Here is a 15,559-nt window from a genome sequence, read left to right on the forward strand (position 1 = left end):
ACTTGTAGGCAGTTTTGCTAACGTGAAAATCAATGTACCCGACTTCTGTCTTTATCGGAAGTCGGGTATATTAATTAATAATTAAAATTAACCCAAATATTTAATTAACACTAATTCTAATTGAAATATCCCAATAGGTTTGCTTAAACAATCAGTTGCACCTGCTTTTATAAATTTATCACGTTGGCGATCGCCACTTTTTTTAGGAGTATCACTCATACCTATTGGTATCATTGTAATTATAGGTAATTCTTGCATATCTCGCTGTTTTCGCAAGGTTGTGAGTATCTCTAACCCGCTAATATTTCCGATTTGGATGTCCAGCAAGATTAAATTGGGCTTGTAGTCACGGATTCGTTCTAAAAACCGCTCTGCACTCACCATTAAATCAACTTCATAACCGATTGTTTGTAAATAATCTTGGAGTAAAAGGGCTGTACTTTCGTCATCTTCTACTAATAAAATACGTTTAATGGTAGCATGAGAATTTACAGGTAATGAATTAGATATGTGATGTTCGGAATTTTCAACTGTAATATTGCTGTGAAATTCTCTATTTTTAATTATTTCTGGATGTGGTAATAGGATAGTGAACTTGCTACCCAATCCTAAAGTCGATTCTATCGTGACATCTCCACCGTGTAATCTTGCCAGTTTTCTTGTTAGCGCCAAACCTAAACCTGTTCCTTCATACTGACGATTGAGTTGGCTATCAAGTTGTTTAAAGGGTTCAAATAATAATTGAAAATCTTCACTAGCAATACCAATACCAGTATCCGTAACAATAAAATTTATTCCGAGTTCTGTATTTTTAACTTCTAACAATACTTTGCCAACTTGAGTAAACTTAATCGCATTTGTGAGTAAATTGAGCAGCATCTGCTTCAGTCGTCGCTCATCAGCAATACAAATCTCCACATTTTCGGCGATTTCAACGACAAGTTCTAACCCTTTTTCGTTTGCGCGATCGCTCACTGTTGCAATTACATTACTACATAAATCTCGCACTGGCAAAGTCACTAAATGTAAGTCCTCTTTGCCCGCCTCCACCTTAGATAAATCCAAAATATCATCGATTAATGCCAGTAAATGTTCGCCACTGGTGTAAATACAATTCACATACTCTTGCTGCTTGTCATTCAAATATCCTGCCATTTGCTGCTGCAATAATTGTGACAAACCCATGATTGCATTCAATGGTGTTCGTAATTCGTGGCTCATCGTTGCTAAAAAAGCACTCTTGGCTCTACTACCAGCTTCGGCGGCTTCTTTACTTTCTTGCATCTTTAATTCATGACGTTTTCTTTCAGTAATATCCTCAAGCAAAATTAAAAAAAACTTGCCAATCTCGTCAGTATCTAAAATCAGCGAAATACTTAAATTAGTCCAAACGAAACTACCATTTTTATGGATAAACTGTCGTTCCATCTCAAAACTTTCTTTTCTTTTTGTCACCAATTGACGATATAGCTTAAAATCAGCAGTGACTCGTTCCTCAACCACATAATTAGTAAAACGCTTTCCTGACAGTTCTGAACTGCTGTATCCTAAGATTTCGCAAAAAGACGGATTCACATCAACAATCCGCGCTTCCATATCCACAAGTCCAATCCCAATCGAAGAGCGTTCAAAAATTGCCCGAAATTGGGCTTCACTCTGACGTAATGCTTCATAATTAGTTGCTGGGGGTAGCAATACATCTGTACTGTTAGCCGTGAGATGGGGATGATGCTGTTGAGATTGACGCTGACATCGTGTCACTGCACGCAACAAGCTGTGATGCAATATTTTAGGAGTGATTTGACATTTAATTAAATATTCATCGCCACCAGCTTCAATGGCTTGTATGACTGTTGCCTCATCATCCCGGTTACTGACAACGAGAATGGGAATATTCGGGAACAGCAAATGAATGCGAGTTATTTGCTGAAAATCGCTAGTATCTTGCCCAGATAAATCCCAAATAATGACATCAATCGATAGAGATTGTGTTTGCAAAGCTGTCAGCACATCCGCAAATTCATCGACGCAATACAGGAAACTGAGTGCATTATCGAGTGCTTCCCTAAAACTAGCATCACTCTTCTCCAAAGCCACCTTTTCAGCTTTGTTGATATTGCGACTAGCAAACAGCAATGCATTCGGTAATTGATACAGTTTCCCCAATCTTCCAAATCTCCCTTATCTCGCTGATTTTTCTTATCTTCCTACCCTTTTCCCTCTCCCTTTCTCAAGAAAGATATATAAACAGTTGAAGTTTGTCACAATTAAGTTGTAGCAGCTGCTGTAGAGGGATAGCCATGAACGACAATGAGGTAAGAATAGTTTCCTTAATACCTAGCGGTACAGAGATTTTAGCTGTACTTGGACTCACTGACAAAATTATTGGGCGATCGCACGAATGCGATTATCCTGAAGATATCCAAAATCGCCCGGTTTGTACTCAAGCAAGACTAGATAGCAATGCACCAAGTGGCGAAATCCACAACAAAGTTAATGATTTGTTACAAAATGCGTTGAGTATCTATGAGATTAGAAGTGATGTTCTCGAAAAATTACAACCTACCCATATTGTGACTCAAGATCAATGTGAAGTATGTGCGGTTAGTTTTGCAGAAGTTGAAAAAGCAGTGGCAAAACTTACCCAAGGAGCGCCCAAAATTATTTCCTTGCAACCCAATATCCTCCAAGATGTTTGGGGTGATATTGAACGGATGGGAAATGCTTTTGGGGTAGATGTAGTCAAAGTTTTAGAAAATTTAGAAGCACGGGTGAAAATTGTTGAACATCGCACCAAGGGACTAGCAAAGAATGAAATCCTATCTGTCGCATGTATTGAATGGACAGAACCCCTGATGATGGCTGCCAATTGGGTTCCGGAATTAGTTCACATAGCAGGTGGAAAACCTTTATTTGGTGAAGTTGGAGAACATTCGACACAGTTTAAATTGGAAAATTTGCTTGCCAGTAATCCAGATGCGATCATTTTTATGCCTTGTGGCTTTGATTTAAACCGTACCCGTCAAGAGGCAAAAATATTAACCAATACTCCTGAATGGGAAAAATTACATGCAAGTCAAAGTGGTAAAGTTTACATTACTGATGGTAATGCATACTTTAACCGACCGGGACCAAGATTAGTGGAATCCGTAGAAATTCTTGCAGAAATATTACATCCAGAGATATTCCAATATGGTTATAAAGGTACAGCTTGGGATGTATTATCTAACAGTTAATAGTCAAATTTCCATGGTTATTGCTTAATCTAGCAGTCCTAAATTATTTGTGTACTCCGCCAATAGCAGGGAGTTCAGGCATAGTCGTTGTTCTGCACTTAAACCGCAAAAATATCTCTTCTCTGTACTCTGTTTTCTCCGTATTTTTTGTGGTTGCCTCTGTAAAAATGTTGTTAGCAAATTATCTAGGATTGCTATAATTAGAATTAATGATTATCTTTATATCGAATATCGATAGCAGCCAAAATTAAACCTCAGTTCTCGCTGTACTATTAACCCAGTTTATCAGTGCTTTCAAGCTTTCGGGAACTGCTGATTCACCAACGCTGACTGTATGGCTTTTGCCATCATCTTCAACCGTTAACATGTAGTTAAATCTGTCAGGTTTGGGTGAGGGAGAATCAATATAGGCAGGTAAATTGAAAAAATCAGATTCTTGCAAAAGTTGTGGAAGTTGCTTGGCAGTATCTTGAGATATATCCGCCGTATCAACTTTAGTCGTTCTCGACATGCCCGCAAAACCACCAGTTCGCTCTAGATACACTCGCATATTATGTTTTTTAAAGAACAAGAAAGCTTGAGAGAACAATTATATTATCTCTTAGTTAAAGAAAAACGAGCATATATAATTATAAAAATTACGAATTATAAATTAATACAGTTTAGCTCAGAGAAAAACAGTAGAGACAGGGCATGTAACATCTCTAGATGGCGGTAAAATCGTGAATTGTAAATCATGAATTATCCCAGGTTAAATCATTCATAATCTACAATTCATGATTGATTTAACTTACAGAGACTCCAACCTGTTGCCAAGCATTTTGAACGGCTTTTTGCTCATTACTGCCCTCACCGTAGATTTCACCAGCAACTTTAATAATAATAGATGCAGCTCGTTGAAAATTGGAACCAGAACGCAAGCGATCGCATAATGCCATGTACCAAATTTTACCTGCTTTCTCCCAAGCATAACCACCAATTTCCATCGCCGCTAGATAAAAGGCTCGGTTAGCAATACCGGAATTAATATGTACCCCACCGTTATCTTTGAAGCCGACATAAATGTCTTTGTAATGTGCTGGTTGGATATCTTTCCCTAATACTGGGTCATCATATGCTGTTCCTGGCTCCTTCATGGAACGGATACCAACACCCTTGACTTTTTCTGTAAATAGCCCTTCACCAATAATCCAATCAGCTTGTTCTGCGGTTTGTTTTTTAACCCACTGCTTCACCAACGCCCCAAAAACATCCGACATCGACTCATTCAAAGCACCCGACTCGCCAGAATAAATCAAGCCAGCTTCATATTGGGTAATACCATGGGTTAGCTCATGGGCAATAACATCAATACACTTAGTAAAACGCTCGAATAACTCCCCATCCCCATCACCATAAACCATTTGGTCGCCATTCCAAAAAGCGTTATCGTAGTTCAAACCATAGTGTACCGTCGAGTCTAGCCGTAATCCCCTATTATCAATCGAATTGCGATCGAATATCTCTAAAAAGAAATCAAAAGTCGCACCAGCCGAATCATAAGCTTCATTCACCGCTTCATCACTGCTAGGTGGGTCTCCTTCTCCACGTACCAGTTTACCAGGAAGTGATTGACTAGTTCCCGCATCGTAGATTGTCCGTCGTTTCTCCCCAGGGGAAATTGCAAAATTGACACTACCCACAGCTTTGCGTCGCCCACGAAACTCAGATGAAAGATTGAGAGCGTGGAAAGCCCAATCACGTTGAGTCTCAGTACCGTTAATTGCTACTTTTTCCAACATGTATGGCGGAATCACGCAACATATTGAGCAACGAGAATGATTATTTTTACAGCCAAGCCAACCAAATCCCAATGGCTTTTTATGATTACGAATCATTGAGTATATTCTCCTATTTTCGTGAATTTATAGCAAAACGCAGCAGTATTTTATGATACAAGTAGCTGACATAAAAAAGTCTTCCATACCAATCTTTTTAGTTGCTACAAGTTCAAGAATTGAAATTCCAATTTGGCAGATTGATTAAGTGTGAAGTGTCAGATAATACTTAGCTTTGCTCAAAAAAGGTAATTATAAACTCGCACAATCTAGATTGGTTGAGGGTTATACCCCTCAGCAATAAATATGGGGATGGGAAGGTTAATCATAACTCTGAAGAAACAGATACATTAGGTTTTGCAATGGGCATGAGTTCTGATGATGCAATTTCAATTCACATCAACTAAACCTTACCCCCTACAGGTGTCATACCTCTACGGGGTAAAGCACATCTTTAATATTTAGGATAAACAGCTAAAATAAAAGCGCCAGTAAATACGGTGCAAAAGCTGGCGCTATTGTTATCAGGTATAAGCAAGCACCATTCTAAGCAAAATGTTCAGAATGCTCTACGGTGTGAGACCCATACAGGGTCTCACCCCTATTGTTGTCTCGTTTAGCTACTTTCCAGTCAATAGTCGTTCTAGATAATTTTAATTTTGTAACGCCCTGCGTTTGATGATTTCCGACCAAATTAAATAAGCTTTTCCATTTAGATGCAAACCATCGGAGGTATATGTTGCATCTAATTGCAGTTCAGAATCGGTCAAGCATGAATGTATATCGATGTATTCATATTTAAATTCTGCTGCTAATTCCTGTAACTGTGAATTTAGATTAACTATTTTTTGATTATCTTCCCAATACAAAGAAATATGATTATTGACAGGTAAAATGCTTTGAATGAAAACTTGTGTGGTGGGAATTGAATTTTGAATTTTAGTGAGAATTTGCCTATATGTATTTATGGTTGCTCCTACAGATTTGTGAATCATGACGAAATCATTAATCCCAACCATTAAATATATTTGTTGTGGTTGCGCGGCAATAATTGTGTCAATTCTTCCTAGGATTCGCTCGGTTGTATCACCAGAAATACCTCGATTGAGAATATTCGATTTAATGTGGGAACTTAATAATAATTCAGACCATTCTCCCTCATCAGTAATGCTATCACCCAAAAATATAATGCAGTTATTTGGTTTAGGTAGGAGTTCGTACTGGCTTTTTTTATGAATGTAGTTAGGTGGATTATAAATATTAAATATTTCTGATTGATTTCTGAATGTATTGAATATTTTCTTGTTGAAATAGTAAAAGCCACCTTTTTTCTGAATGAAAATAAATGTCACGCAGAAAAAGATAATATTCAAACCCACAGATATCAGTAATATTATTTCGCTCATAATAATTGAAGTTAAGTAGAACAGTGCAAATAAACCGTAGACGCGGAGCGGCTTCTCGCAGAGTAGTATATAACGAAAAGTAAAGTTACCTAAAACCCTCTTCCCTTCTGCCCTCTGCCTCCTGTCTTGTTATAATGACAATTTTTAAAACCGACCTACTTATTCTAGTTAACACTACTATCTAGAAATTAATTACATCTCCAAATAATTCAATTTTTCATATTTGGAGAAAATTTTCGATTTGTTGCCATACTTGTTCTAATAAATTACTATTCTCGACATCAAACCATTCGATTTCTGGATAGGCTCGAAACCAAGTACGCTGACGTTTCGCAAATTGTCGTGTATGCAGTATGGTTAATTCCTTCGCTTTTTCTAAGTCAATTTCTCTAGCTAAATATTGACGTATTTCTTGATATCCCAACGTGTTTAACAACGGTAATTCCTCGCCAAATTTCCCACATAAATAAGCCACTTCCTCAACAAAACCATCTTGAAGCATCTTTTCTGTACGTTGAGCAATCCGTTGAGTCAGATGTGTAGGTTCGCAATCCAATCCAATTTGGAAAATAGGGTAATTTGGTGGATTTTCTCCCTGCTGTGCAGAAATAGGAATTCCCGTAATATAATACACCTCTAAGGCACGTAAAGTCCGTATAGAGTCATGGGGATGAATTTTTACAGCAGCTTTTGGGTCAACTTGTTGTAATATCTCATATAGGTGAATTTGACCCCAAGATGCGCTCAAAGATTCTAAATGCGATCGCAGTTCATAATTCGGCGCAACTCTGGGTATTCTCATCCCTCGCACAATCGATTTTATGTATAAACCAGTGCCACCCACTAAGAGAAGTGGGGACATAGATTCTCTACTACTCTCCCTGTCTTCTTCCCCCTTGCCCTCAATTAATATCCTTGCCGCATCCTGATAGTCAGCAACAGTCATTGTTTCTGTCGGTTCGCAGATATCTATTAGATAATGGGGAACCAATTTTTGTTCGGTTGAGCTTGGTTTTGCTGTACCAATATCAAATTCCCGGTAAACCTGTCGTGAATCAGCACTGAGAATTACTGTATTTAGTCGCGTAGCAATTTCCAAAGCTAAACCAGATTTGCCTGTCGCTGTTGCACCACATATAACTATGAGTTTGGGCATGATTGGGAATTGGACATGATTTTATCAGAGGCAATTAATTTTATCGGAATCATGTCAGGTTCGCCTCAATAATTACAATAAACCAATGCGAAGATAGGGAGACATCAGCATTAAAAAAGCTTTTTGGGAAAAACTAGCGAAAATACCCAAAGCATGGTAATGTCTCATGGGGATATATATCTATTGGTTTAACTAAAATTATTTCCGTACTTGTACTCTATCCAAAACTTGCGGGTGCAACTAGAGAAGAATTGGCGGATACAGGGATTCAGAAAATATTTTCTTCCCTAACCCTATAAATAACCAAGCAAACCAACTCAATCGCTTATTATTCACAGATGTCACAACCCCAATAGTCACCAAATCATGATCCTGACTTCAAAATTTGGCATCAAGACTATTAACCATCACTCCTGTCAACATATTTATTTCCCCGACTATTCCCAAAAGTACAAATCTTAAGGCAATCTGTAGGACAAACTAAGAAGGATATATCCCCCAAATAAATCTAGCTTTAAATTGCCCTGTGGTCGTCACTAAGGCTTTTGTGCTAGAATCTTGGAGTGTTTTTGACTTTATCGCTATTTTTGCGACTTCACCCCCATGCATCAGGAGAATTTTCATGACGAGTAGTTACAGTGCCGAACAGATTCAAGTTCTGGAAGGTCTGGAACACGTCCGCAAACGACCGGGGATGTATATCGGTTCCACCGGCTCGCGGGGACTTCACCACTTGGTATATGAGGTGGTGGATAATTCCATTGATGAAGCTTTGGCGGGTCATTGTACCAATGTCGAGATAGAACTCAACCCCGACGGGTCTTGTCGGGTACAAGATGACGGTCGAGGTATTCCTGTTGACACGCATACCAAAACAGGTAAATCAGCATTGGAAACTGTACTTACTGTGTTGGGGGCTGGTGGTAAGTTCGGAGGTGGTGGGTATAAGGTATCCGGAGGACTGCACGGGGTTGGCGTGTCGGTTGTGAATGGCTTATCCGAGTGGCTGGATGTCACAGTTTGGCGGGATAAAAAGGTACATACCCAGCGCTACGAACGTGGTATTCCTCAAGGCGATTTAAAAGCCCAGCCTTTAAAAGAAGCCCGGACTGGAACAGCCGTACAATTTAAGCCAGATGACACTATTTTTACGACAGGTACAGAATTTGATTACATTACTTTAGCTGGTCGCCTGCGGGAATTAGCATATTTAAATGCAGGTGTCAAAATTACTTTTACAGATAATCGTCTAGAGGTTATTAAAAGCGATACTCCAAAGGTTGAAACCTACGAATATAAAGGTGGTATTCGCGAGTATATTGCCTACATGAACGCGGATAAACAACCTTTGCACGAAGAAATTATTTTCGTTCAAGGGGAACGTAACAATGTTCAAGTCGAAGTTGCATTGCAATGGTGTACTGACGCTTACTCCGATAATGTTTTAGGTTTTGCCAATAATATTCGTACCGTTGATGGTGGGACTCACCTCGAAGGTTTGAAGGCGGTATTGACGCGGACGATGAATGTAATCGCTCGCAAGCGGAATAAAATTAAGGAAAATGAACCAAATCTGAGTGGGGAAAACGTTCGCGAAGGTTTAACTGCGGTAATTTCCGTCAAAGTTCCTGACCCAGAATTTGAAGGACAAACCAAAACCAAGCTAGGTAACACCGAAGTTCGCGGGATTGTCGATTCCTTTGTGGGGGAAACTCTCACCGAATATTTGGAATTTCACCCCAACATTGCTGATGCAATTTTAGATAAAGCCATCCAAGCATTTAAAGCCGCCGAAGCAGCCCGTCATGCCCGCGAGCTTGTCCGCAGAAAGTCAGTGTTGGAGTCATCTCCGCTACCAGGAAAACTAGCAGATTGCAGTTCTCGCGACCCGAGAGAATCTGAAATATATCTCGTGGAAGGTGATTCTGCGGGCGGTTCCGCCAAACAAGGTCGAGACAGACGCTTCCAAGCGATACTGCCATTACGCGGTAAGATTTTGAACATCGAAAAAACCGATGATGCCAAAATCTACAAAAATAATGAAGTCCAGTCGCTGATTGCGGCTTTAGGTTTGGGGGTTAAGGGTGAAGAGTTTGATAGTTCGCAATTGCGATATCACCGGATTGTCATTATGACTGATGCAGACGTTGATGGCGCTCACATTAGAACCTTGTTACTCACCTTTTTCTATCGTTACCAACGGGCTTTAATCGAGCAAGGCTTTATTTACATTGCTTGTCCACCACTGTATAAAATTGAACGGGGACGCACTGCAAGCTATTGCTATAGCGATCGCGAAAAAGACCGAATTATTGCTCAGTTCCCTGAGAATGCTAATTACAGCATTCAGCGTTTTAAAGGGTTGGGGGAAATGATGCCTCAGCAACTTTGGGATACAACCATGAATCCCGAAAGCCGCACCCTCAAACAAGTGGAAATCGAGGACGCAGCCGAAGCAGACCGGATATTTACCATCTTAATGGGCGATCGCGTACAACCAAGGCGTGAGTTTATTGAGACATATGGTTCTAAACTCAATCTGATGGATTTAGATATTTAACTGTATGGGGTTGTGTTGAAGCTGTAAGTTATTTTTGCAGTTTCATGGCAAAGCTTAATTAACAATTTCCGCAAAAGGGACTAACTTAAATTTAGCCCCTTTTGTTTTCAGAGTCGGTCAACAAAAAACGGTATGACAGCACTTACACTCAAACTTAATTCTCTAATTAAACTGACAAGAGAGCAGTTTTATCAATTATGTGCAGAAAATCCCGATTTAAAATTAGAACGCAATGCCCAAGGAGAGTTGATTATTATGCCACCAACGGGAGGAGGAACTGGAAGAAGTAATGTGAATCTAATTCTTCAGGTAGCATCATGGAACGAGCAGAATCAATTGGGCGAGGTTTTTGATTCTTCGACTGGATATACTTTACCAAATGGAGCCGATCGCTCTCCTGATGTTTCTTGGCTCGAAAAATCTCGTTGGGATGCTTTGACTGAAGAAGAAAAAGAAAAATTTATTCCCCTATGTCCAGATTTTGTAATTGAGATACTTTCCCCTAGTGATAGTTTGATTAAAACTCAGCAAAAAATGCAAGAGTATATGTCAAATGGATGCCGTTTGGGTTGGTTGATTAACAGAAAAAAACAGGAAGTAGAAATATACCGTCCCGAACAAGAAGTGGAAGTTTTACAATCACCACAAACTCTTTCCGGGGAAAATGTTTTATTGGGTTTTGTCCTCAATCTAGAACGAATTTGGTAATAAAAATTCTCAATATTTAGTGGGAAGTTGTGAGTTTTTCAACCCAATCATCAATTCCACTAATTGCTTTTTCTTTGCCTTCTTTTCTCTGACAGCAAACCCGCCAAATCGATCGCAGCTTTCATACTTGTCGCCTCAGCAATCCCCTTACCCGCAATATCAAACGCAGTCCCATGATCGGGAGAAGTACGCACAAAAGGTAAACCAATTGAAGTGTTGACCGCACGGTCAAAAGCCATTAATTTGACTGGAATTAAACCTTGGTCGTGATAAAGTGCTAAATACGCATCGGCTGGATTTTGGATTTGATGATTACCACCAAACCAAGCTTGACCAGGTTTCACCCACATGGTGTCGGGAGGAATCAACCCATCTAAATGTAAATTGGGTCGATGGCGACGCTCCTGTTCCAACCAAGGAATTAACCAATCTATTTCTTCCCTGCCTAACTGCCCCTGCTCTCCACTGTGGGGATTTAGCCCCGCGATCGCAATTCTCCCCTTGTCGATGCCAAAGTCATTTTCCAGACATTCCTCTAGCAAATCGAGTTTTTGTGTCATTAATTCCGGTGTTAATACCTGGGATACTTGACATAAAGGTATATGTGTAGTAGCCAATAAAGTGCGAAGTAACCAACCTGTATGGGGAGAACGAGCCACAAATAACATCCCCACACGCGGAGAATGGGATTTTTCCGCTAGCAGTTCCGTTTGTCCGGGATAGTCATAACCCGCCGCTTTCCAAGCTGATTTAGCAATTGGTGCTGTAACGATCGCATCAAATTCACCCGCCATAGTTCGAGCGATCGCACATTCCATATAGGCGAAACTCGCGGCACCACTGGCTGCATTCCCTGCTCCTAAAGTTACATTTTTGAGGGTGAGAGAATCTAAGTTGACATCCAAGATATTTAAATCATCTGGTTCTGCAAGTGCATTGACATTACAAAATGCTTTCAGACGCATGTAGCTATCCACAAGCAAATCTCGACTACCTGCGATCGTCAAATCAAATTTATCTCGCAACTGGGAATCAGCCAAAGCCTTGAAAATTACCTCAGCCCCTATTCCTGCGGGGTCGCCCAAGGTTATCACTAAACGGGGGGGTGATACCACTGTTTTTGCCAATGTTGTCTCTGACATAAATCCTAATTTTATCAATCCTGATTTTTATAGATGTCCCTTTCCGGCTTCGCCCTTTTCACCTTCCCACCTCTGATAGACTTAATTTAAATAAACATTTCTCCAAGGACTATTAACTAATGAGTGGTGAACTTTTAAGCGCAGCATTACTACCTTTCAGCTTAATCTTCGTAGGCTGGGGTCTAGGTCAATTATTGCTAAAAATCCAAGGCGCAGAAGAAGAGTAATCTCAGAAATCCTGAGTCGAAAGTGCTGGGTATATAGTGCCGTCCCTTACTAATTGCAGGGTGTCCTAAGTCGTTGAGAAAGTGCCAAGTAATTTAGACAAAACCCCAAGTCATAACACTTATAACTCATCCCTCATCACACCCTGCATCGGCACTTTCTTCACCGGCTCCCAAAATGGCAACTAGGACTTACAGCACTCAGCACCCATAAAAACTGAAAAACGAAAGTTAAAAAAATTGCCATCTTTGGCTGGTACTGTTAAATTCTGATAATATTCTATTAATAAAACTTTAAGTTTCGTAACAAACCCCCATGACAATATTAATAGTCGGTGCCACTGGCACCTTGGGAAGACAAGTGGCTCGTCGTGCTATCGATGAGGGGTATAAGGTGCGCTGTCTAGTTCGGAGTGCGAAGAGAGCCGCATTTCTGAAAGAATGGGGAGCCGAACTGGTTGGAGGCGATTTATGTTACCCCGATACAGTTGAACGTGCCCTCGAAGGTGTAACCGCCATCATCGATGCCGCAACAGCCCGTCCTACAGACTCCCTCAGTATCAAGCGAGTTGACTGGGATGGAAAAGTAGAACTCATCCAAGCCGCAAAAGCAGCAGGTGTAGAACGCTATATATTCTTTTCAATTTTAGATGCTCATAAATATCCTGAAGTCCCGCTCATGGAAATTAAGCGGTGTACCGAATCGTTTTTGGCAGAATCGGGTTTAAATTACACCATTTTACAGTTAGCTGGCTTCATGCAAGGTTTAATCGGTCAATACGGGATTCCGATTTTGGAAGGACAGCCAGTTTGGGTGACAGGAGAATCATCTCCGATTGCTTATATGGATACCCAAGATATTGCTAAATTTGCCGTTCGTGCTTTAAAAGTTCCCGAAACAGAGAAAAAAACATTTCCTTTGGTGGGAACTCGCGCTTGGAGTGCCGAAGAAATCATCGCTGTCTGCGAACGGCTATCTGGCAAAAATGCTCGAGTTACGAGAATGCCAATAAATTTATTGCGAGCAGTACGTCACAGTCTACGCTTTTTCCAGTGGGGCTGGAATGTTGCTGACAGATTGGCATTTACTGAAGTATTAGCAAGTGGCAAACCTCTGAATGCGGCGATGGATGAGGTATATAGCGTCTTTGGCTTTGATGTGAGCGAAACCACAACCCTGGAAAGCTACTTCCAAGAATACTTTAACCGCATTATGAAAAAACTTAAAGAACTAGACTACGAGAAAAATAAATCTAAAAGCAAAAAACCGCAAACTAAACGCAGTCCCTTTAAGAAAGTTAATAGTTAGTCTTGATTGGGTATTGGGCAATGGGTAGACTTGGACATGGAGGATGGATAAAGACAAATAACCAGTAACCAATCATAATAACAATCACCATTTAACCAATAACCAATAATCAAGAATTGGTAACTACTTGCTCAAAAATGTGCAAGTATTAACATAATTACAAAGCATCGCTGAGAAGAATTGGATATTTGAGTGTGCCGAAAGCAGGCATTATTTATAACGACGTAAAGCCGATAGCGAAACGTGTCGCTATCGAGATTAAGGACAAGCTCACCGCCTTTGGTTGGGAAGTATTTCTCACAGTTGGAGTCGGTGGGATGTTGGGCTATTCCAATCCTAATAGCCCCGTTTGTCACACCCCTATTGATGGTCTCACACCCCCTGGTTTTGACTCTGAGATGAAATTCGCAGTGGTATTAGGGGGAGATGGGACTGTACTTGCCGCTTCGCGCTTGGTTGCTCCTTGCGGGATTCCCTTGTTGGGGGTAAATACTGGTCATATGGGTTTTTTAACTGAAGCCTATTTGAACCAATTGCCTCAAGCGATCGAGAAGTTGGTTGCTGGTGATTATGAAATTGAAGAGCGGACAATGCTCGCAGTCAAGGTATTTCGCCAAGATAATCTTTTGTGGGAAGCCTTGTGTCTCAATGAAATGACTTTACATCGGGAACCACTGACTTCGATGTGTCATTTTGAGATTGCGATCGGTCGTCACTGCCCGATTGATATTGCTGCGGATGGGATCATCATTTCCACTCCCACTGGTTCGACGGCTTATTCACTCAGCGCTGGTGGTCCGGTAATTATTCCTGGTGTACCTGTGTTGCAGTTAGTCCCAATTTGTCCACATTCGTTGGCTTCTAGGGCTTTGGTATTCCCAAATAATGAACCAGTAAATATTTATCCTGTGAATACACCGCGCTTAGTCATGGTGGTGGATGGGAATGCGGGGTGCTATGTTTTACCTGACGATAGAGTATATTTAGAGCGATCGCATTATCCAGCAAAGTTTGTACGCCTGCAACCACACGAATTTTTCCGAATCTTGCGGGAAAAATTAGGTTGGGGATTACCTCACATTGCCAAACCGACATCAGTGGAATTACCGTAAAAGAATGTAACAATATGGAGGGAAGAAGTGAGATGTAAGCCTCTCAATTGTATAAAAATGCTATAGTTCATGAGTGACAGGCATTTTTATCACCTTTGGATATCTGGTGATGCGCCGAAGCTGGATATGTTTAATGAAAGGCAACACACCATTCATCAAGATTTGGTGTGTTACTACAATATAATTTTTTCAGCGCAAGTGGAGACTACGCGAAGATAAATCGAGCCGGATTCTGATATCAATTAAGAGTTACGTAATATTTCAACTATATAATCTTCTAATTCTTGCCTTTCTCTACTACTAGCACTGCGTTGATAATTTTTGATTGTTTCGCGGACAAACTGGCGCTTTTCACTTGCTGAAGTTTTTACTTTTGTACCTGCTTTGGCAAGATTTTTCTGTAATTCTTCCCAAGTGTTTTCAGCAACAGCTTCACCTACTTTGAGTAATGCGGCAGGCAATAATCTTTTAGCTTCTTGACGAAATTCTTCTTCAGTCTCAAGCGAAGATGTGTCTACACTGCTGAAATCTATATTGCTGAAATCTATTTTCATTTCAATTGTCTCTTGCTTTATCCTTAACCATTTTATGCCTTATGAAGCACAACGACAGTATTATAAGTGAGGATACGCCTTCTCCTTGGTTAATACATGACCTTTAGGAACGGGAAGGTAATAACCTACAATTCTAAGCGAATATTAAATGGTGCGTTACACTGTGCTAAGTAGTTAGGCAATCCTAGTCAATCTCAACCCGTCAATTCGGGGTTGGCGAACTACTAGAAGGACGGAGCTTTAAACCCAGCTTTTCGGTAAATCTATAATTAGTTTGAGGAATATAGCATCTTGTTGAATATATTTTTGATAAATTCAATAAAATTATGATTTCA

The 15,559-nt window shown here is 40.3% G+C and carries 13 protein-coding genes; 6 read left to right on the plus strand and 7 right to left on the minus strand.

Annotated features, from left to right (window positions below; all coding sequences use genetic code 11):
* Window positions 1–87 precede the first annotated feature (87 nt).
* On the minus strand, window positions 88–2,166 hold the full coding sequence (locus VB733_RS13255) for a PAS domain S-box protein (RefSeq protein WP_323340529.1): 2,079 nt from the start codon (window positions 2,164–2,166) through the stop codon (window positions 88–90).
* Between the two features lie 134 nt (window positions 2,167–2,300).
* Here VB733_RS13255 and VB733_RS13260 point away from each other — a divergent pair, with 134 nt between their 5' ends.
* Entirely contained in the window at window positions 2,301–3,236 is a 936-nt protein-coding gene (locus tag VB733_RS13260) for a cobalamin-binding protein (protein WP_323340530.1), read from the plus strand.
* A 247-nt stretch (window positions 3,237–3,483) separates the two neighbouring features.
* Here VB733_RS13260 and VB733_RS13265 read toward each other — a convergent pair whose 3' ends face one another.
* The 4 genes from VB733_RS13265 to miaA all read right to left on the minus strand — a co-directional run bounded on the left by VB733_RS13265 (window position 3,484) and on the right by miaA (window position 7,615).
* On the minus strand, window positions 3,484–3,786 hold the full coding sequence (locus VB733_RS13265; RefSeq protein ID WP_096617936.1) for a protealysin inhibitor emfourin: 303 nt from the start codon (window positions 3,784–3,786) through the stop codon (window positions 3,484–3,486).
* A 235-nt stretch (window positions 3,787–4,021) separates the two neighbouring features.
* Window positions 4,022–5,113 (minus strand): M4 family metallopeptidase, encoded by a 1,092-nt coding sequence (locus VB733_RS13270; protein WP_323340531.1) that lies wholly within the window; start codon window positions 5,111–5,113, stop codon window positions 4,022–4,024.
* A 593-nt stretch (window positions 5,114–5,706) separates the two neighbouring features.
* Window positions 5,707–6,459: a GDSL-type esterase/lipase family protein gene (locus tag VB733_RS13275; RefSeq protein ID WP_323340532.1), complete on the minus strand. Its 753-nt coding sequence runs from the start codon at window positions 6,457–6,459 to the stop codon at window positions 5,707–5,709.
* A 217-nt stretch (window positions 6,460–6,676) separates the two neighbouring features.
* A complete protein-coding gene (miaA, locus tag VB733_RS13280) occupies window positions 6,677–7,615 on the minus strand; it encodes a tRNA (adenosine(37)-N6)-dimethylallyltransferase MiaA (protein ID WP_323340533.1) in 939 nt (312 codons plus the stop codon).
* Between the two features lie 622 nt (window positions 7,616–8,237).
* On the opposite strand from miaA, the gene gyrB reads away from it, so the two are divergent.
* The gene (gene gyrB, locus VB733_RS13285; RefSeq protein WP_323340534.1) at window positions 8,238–10,175 is read left to right on the plus strand and encodes a DNA topoisomerase (ATP-hydrolyzing) subunit B; all 1,938 of its coding nucleotides are present in this window, start codon (window positions 8,238–8,240) and stop codon (window positions 10,173–10,175) included.
* A 132-nt stretch (window positions 10,176–10,307) separates the two neighbouring features.
* Window positions 10,308–10,883 (plus strand): Uma2 family endonuclease, encoded by a 576-nt coding sequence (locus VB733_RS13290; protein WP_323340535.1) that lies wholly within the window; start codon window positions 10,308–10,310, stop codon window positions 10,881–10,883.
* 59 nt (window positions 10,884–10,942) lie between these two features.
* Here the strand turns inward: VB733_RS13290 and pdxA are convergent, their stop codons facing one another.
* Entirely contained in the window at window positions 10,943–12,025 is a 1,083-nt protein-coding gene (pdxA, locus tag VB733_RS13295) for a 4-hydroxythreonine-4-phosphate dehydrogenase PdxA (RefSeq protein WP_323340536.1), read from the minus strand.
* Window positions 12,026–12,144: 119 nt separating this feature from the next.
* On the opposite strand from pdxA, the gene VB733_RS13300 reads away from it, so the two are divergent.
* The 3 genes from VB733_RS13300 (at window position 12,145) to VB733_RS13310 (ending at window position 14,670) form a co-directional block, all read left to right on the plus strand.
* On the plus strand, window positions 12,145–12,252 hold the full coding sequence (locus tag VB733_RS13300; RefSeq protein WP_096617948.1) for a PetM family cytochrome b6-f complex subunit 7: 108 nt from the start codon (window positions 12,145–12,147) through the stop codon (window positions 12,250–12,252).
* A gap of 313 nt (window positions 12,253–12,565) precedes the next feature.
* Entirely contained in the window at window positions 12,566–13,558 is a 993-nt protein-coding gene (locus VB733_RS13305; RefSeq protein WP_323340537.1) for an SDR family oxidoreductase, read from the plus strand.
* 194 nt (window positions 13,559–13,752) lie between these two features.
* Window positions 13,753–14,670, plus strand: coding sequence for an NAD(+) kinase (locus tag VB733_RS13310; RefSeq protein WP_323340538.1), 918 nt, complete (start codon window positions 13,753–13,755; stop codon window positions 14,668–14,670).
* Between the two features lie 242 nt (window positions 14,671–14,912).
* Here the strand turns inward: VB733_RS13310 and VB733_RS13315 are convergent, their stop codons facing one another.
* Entirely contained in the window at window positions 14,913–15,224 is a 312-nt protein-coding gene (locus VB733_RS13315) for a hypothetical protein (protein ID WP_323340539.1), read from the minus strand.
* Window positions 15,225–15,559: the final 335 nt, after the last annotated feature.

The sequence above is a fragment of the Calothrix sp. UHCC 0171 genome (genome assembly GCF_034931845.1).
In the GTDB taxonomy this organism is placed as follows: Bacteria; Cyanobacteriota; Cyanobacteriia; order Cyanobacteriales; family Nostocaceae; genus Brunnivagina.

What these genes read in the sequence shown, in the direction of transcription:
- VB733_RS13265 (WP_096617936.1), bottom strand. Translation starts at nt 3,786, where the DNA reads ATGCGAGTGTATCTAGAGCGAACTGGTGGTTTTGCGGGCATGTCGAGA.
- VB733_RS13270 (WP_323340531.1), bottom strand. Translation starts at nt 5,113, where the DNA reads ATGATTCGTAATCATAAAAAGCCATTGGGATTTGGTTGGCTTGGCTGT.
- VB733_RS13275 (WP_323340532.1), bottom strand. Translation starts at nt 6,459, where the DNA reads ATGAGCGAAATAATATTACTGATATCTGTGGGTTTGAATATTATCTTT.
- VB733_RS13260 (WP_323340530.1), top strand. Translation starts at nt 2,301, where the DNA reads ATGAACGACAATGAGGTAAGAATAGTTTCCTTAATACCTAGCGGTACA.
- VB733_RS13290 (WP_323340535.1), top strand. Translation starts at nt 10,308, where the DNA reads ATGACAGCACTTACACTCAAACTTAATTCTCTAATTAAACTGACAAGA.
- VB733_RS13300 (WP_096617948.1), top strand. Translation starts at nt 12,145, where the DNA reads ATGAGTGGTGAACTTTTAAGCGCAGCATTACTACCTTTCAGCTTAATC.
- gyrB (WP_323340534.1), top strand. Translation starts at nt 8,238, where the DNA reads ATGACGAGTAGTTACAGTGCCGAACAGATTCAAGTTCTGGAAGGTCTG.
- pdxA (WP_323340536.1), bottom strand. Translation starts at nt 12,025, where the DNA reads ATGTCAGAGACAACATTGGCAAAAACAGTGGTATCACCCCCCCGTTTA.
- VB733_RS13305 (WP_323340537.1), top strand. Translation starts at nt 12,566, where the DNA reads ATGACAATATTAATAGTCGGTGCCACTGGCACCTTGGGAAGACAAGTG.
- miaA (WP_323340533.1), bottom strand. Translation starts at nt 7,615, where the DNA reads ATGCCCAAACTCATAGTTATATGTGGTGCAACAGCGACAGGCAAATCT.
- VB733_RS13315 (WP_323340539.1), bottom strand. Translation starts at nt 15,224, where the DNA reads ATGAAAATAGATTTCAGCAATATAGATTTCAGCAGTGTAGACACATCT.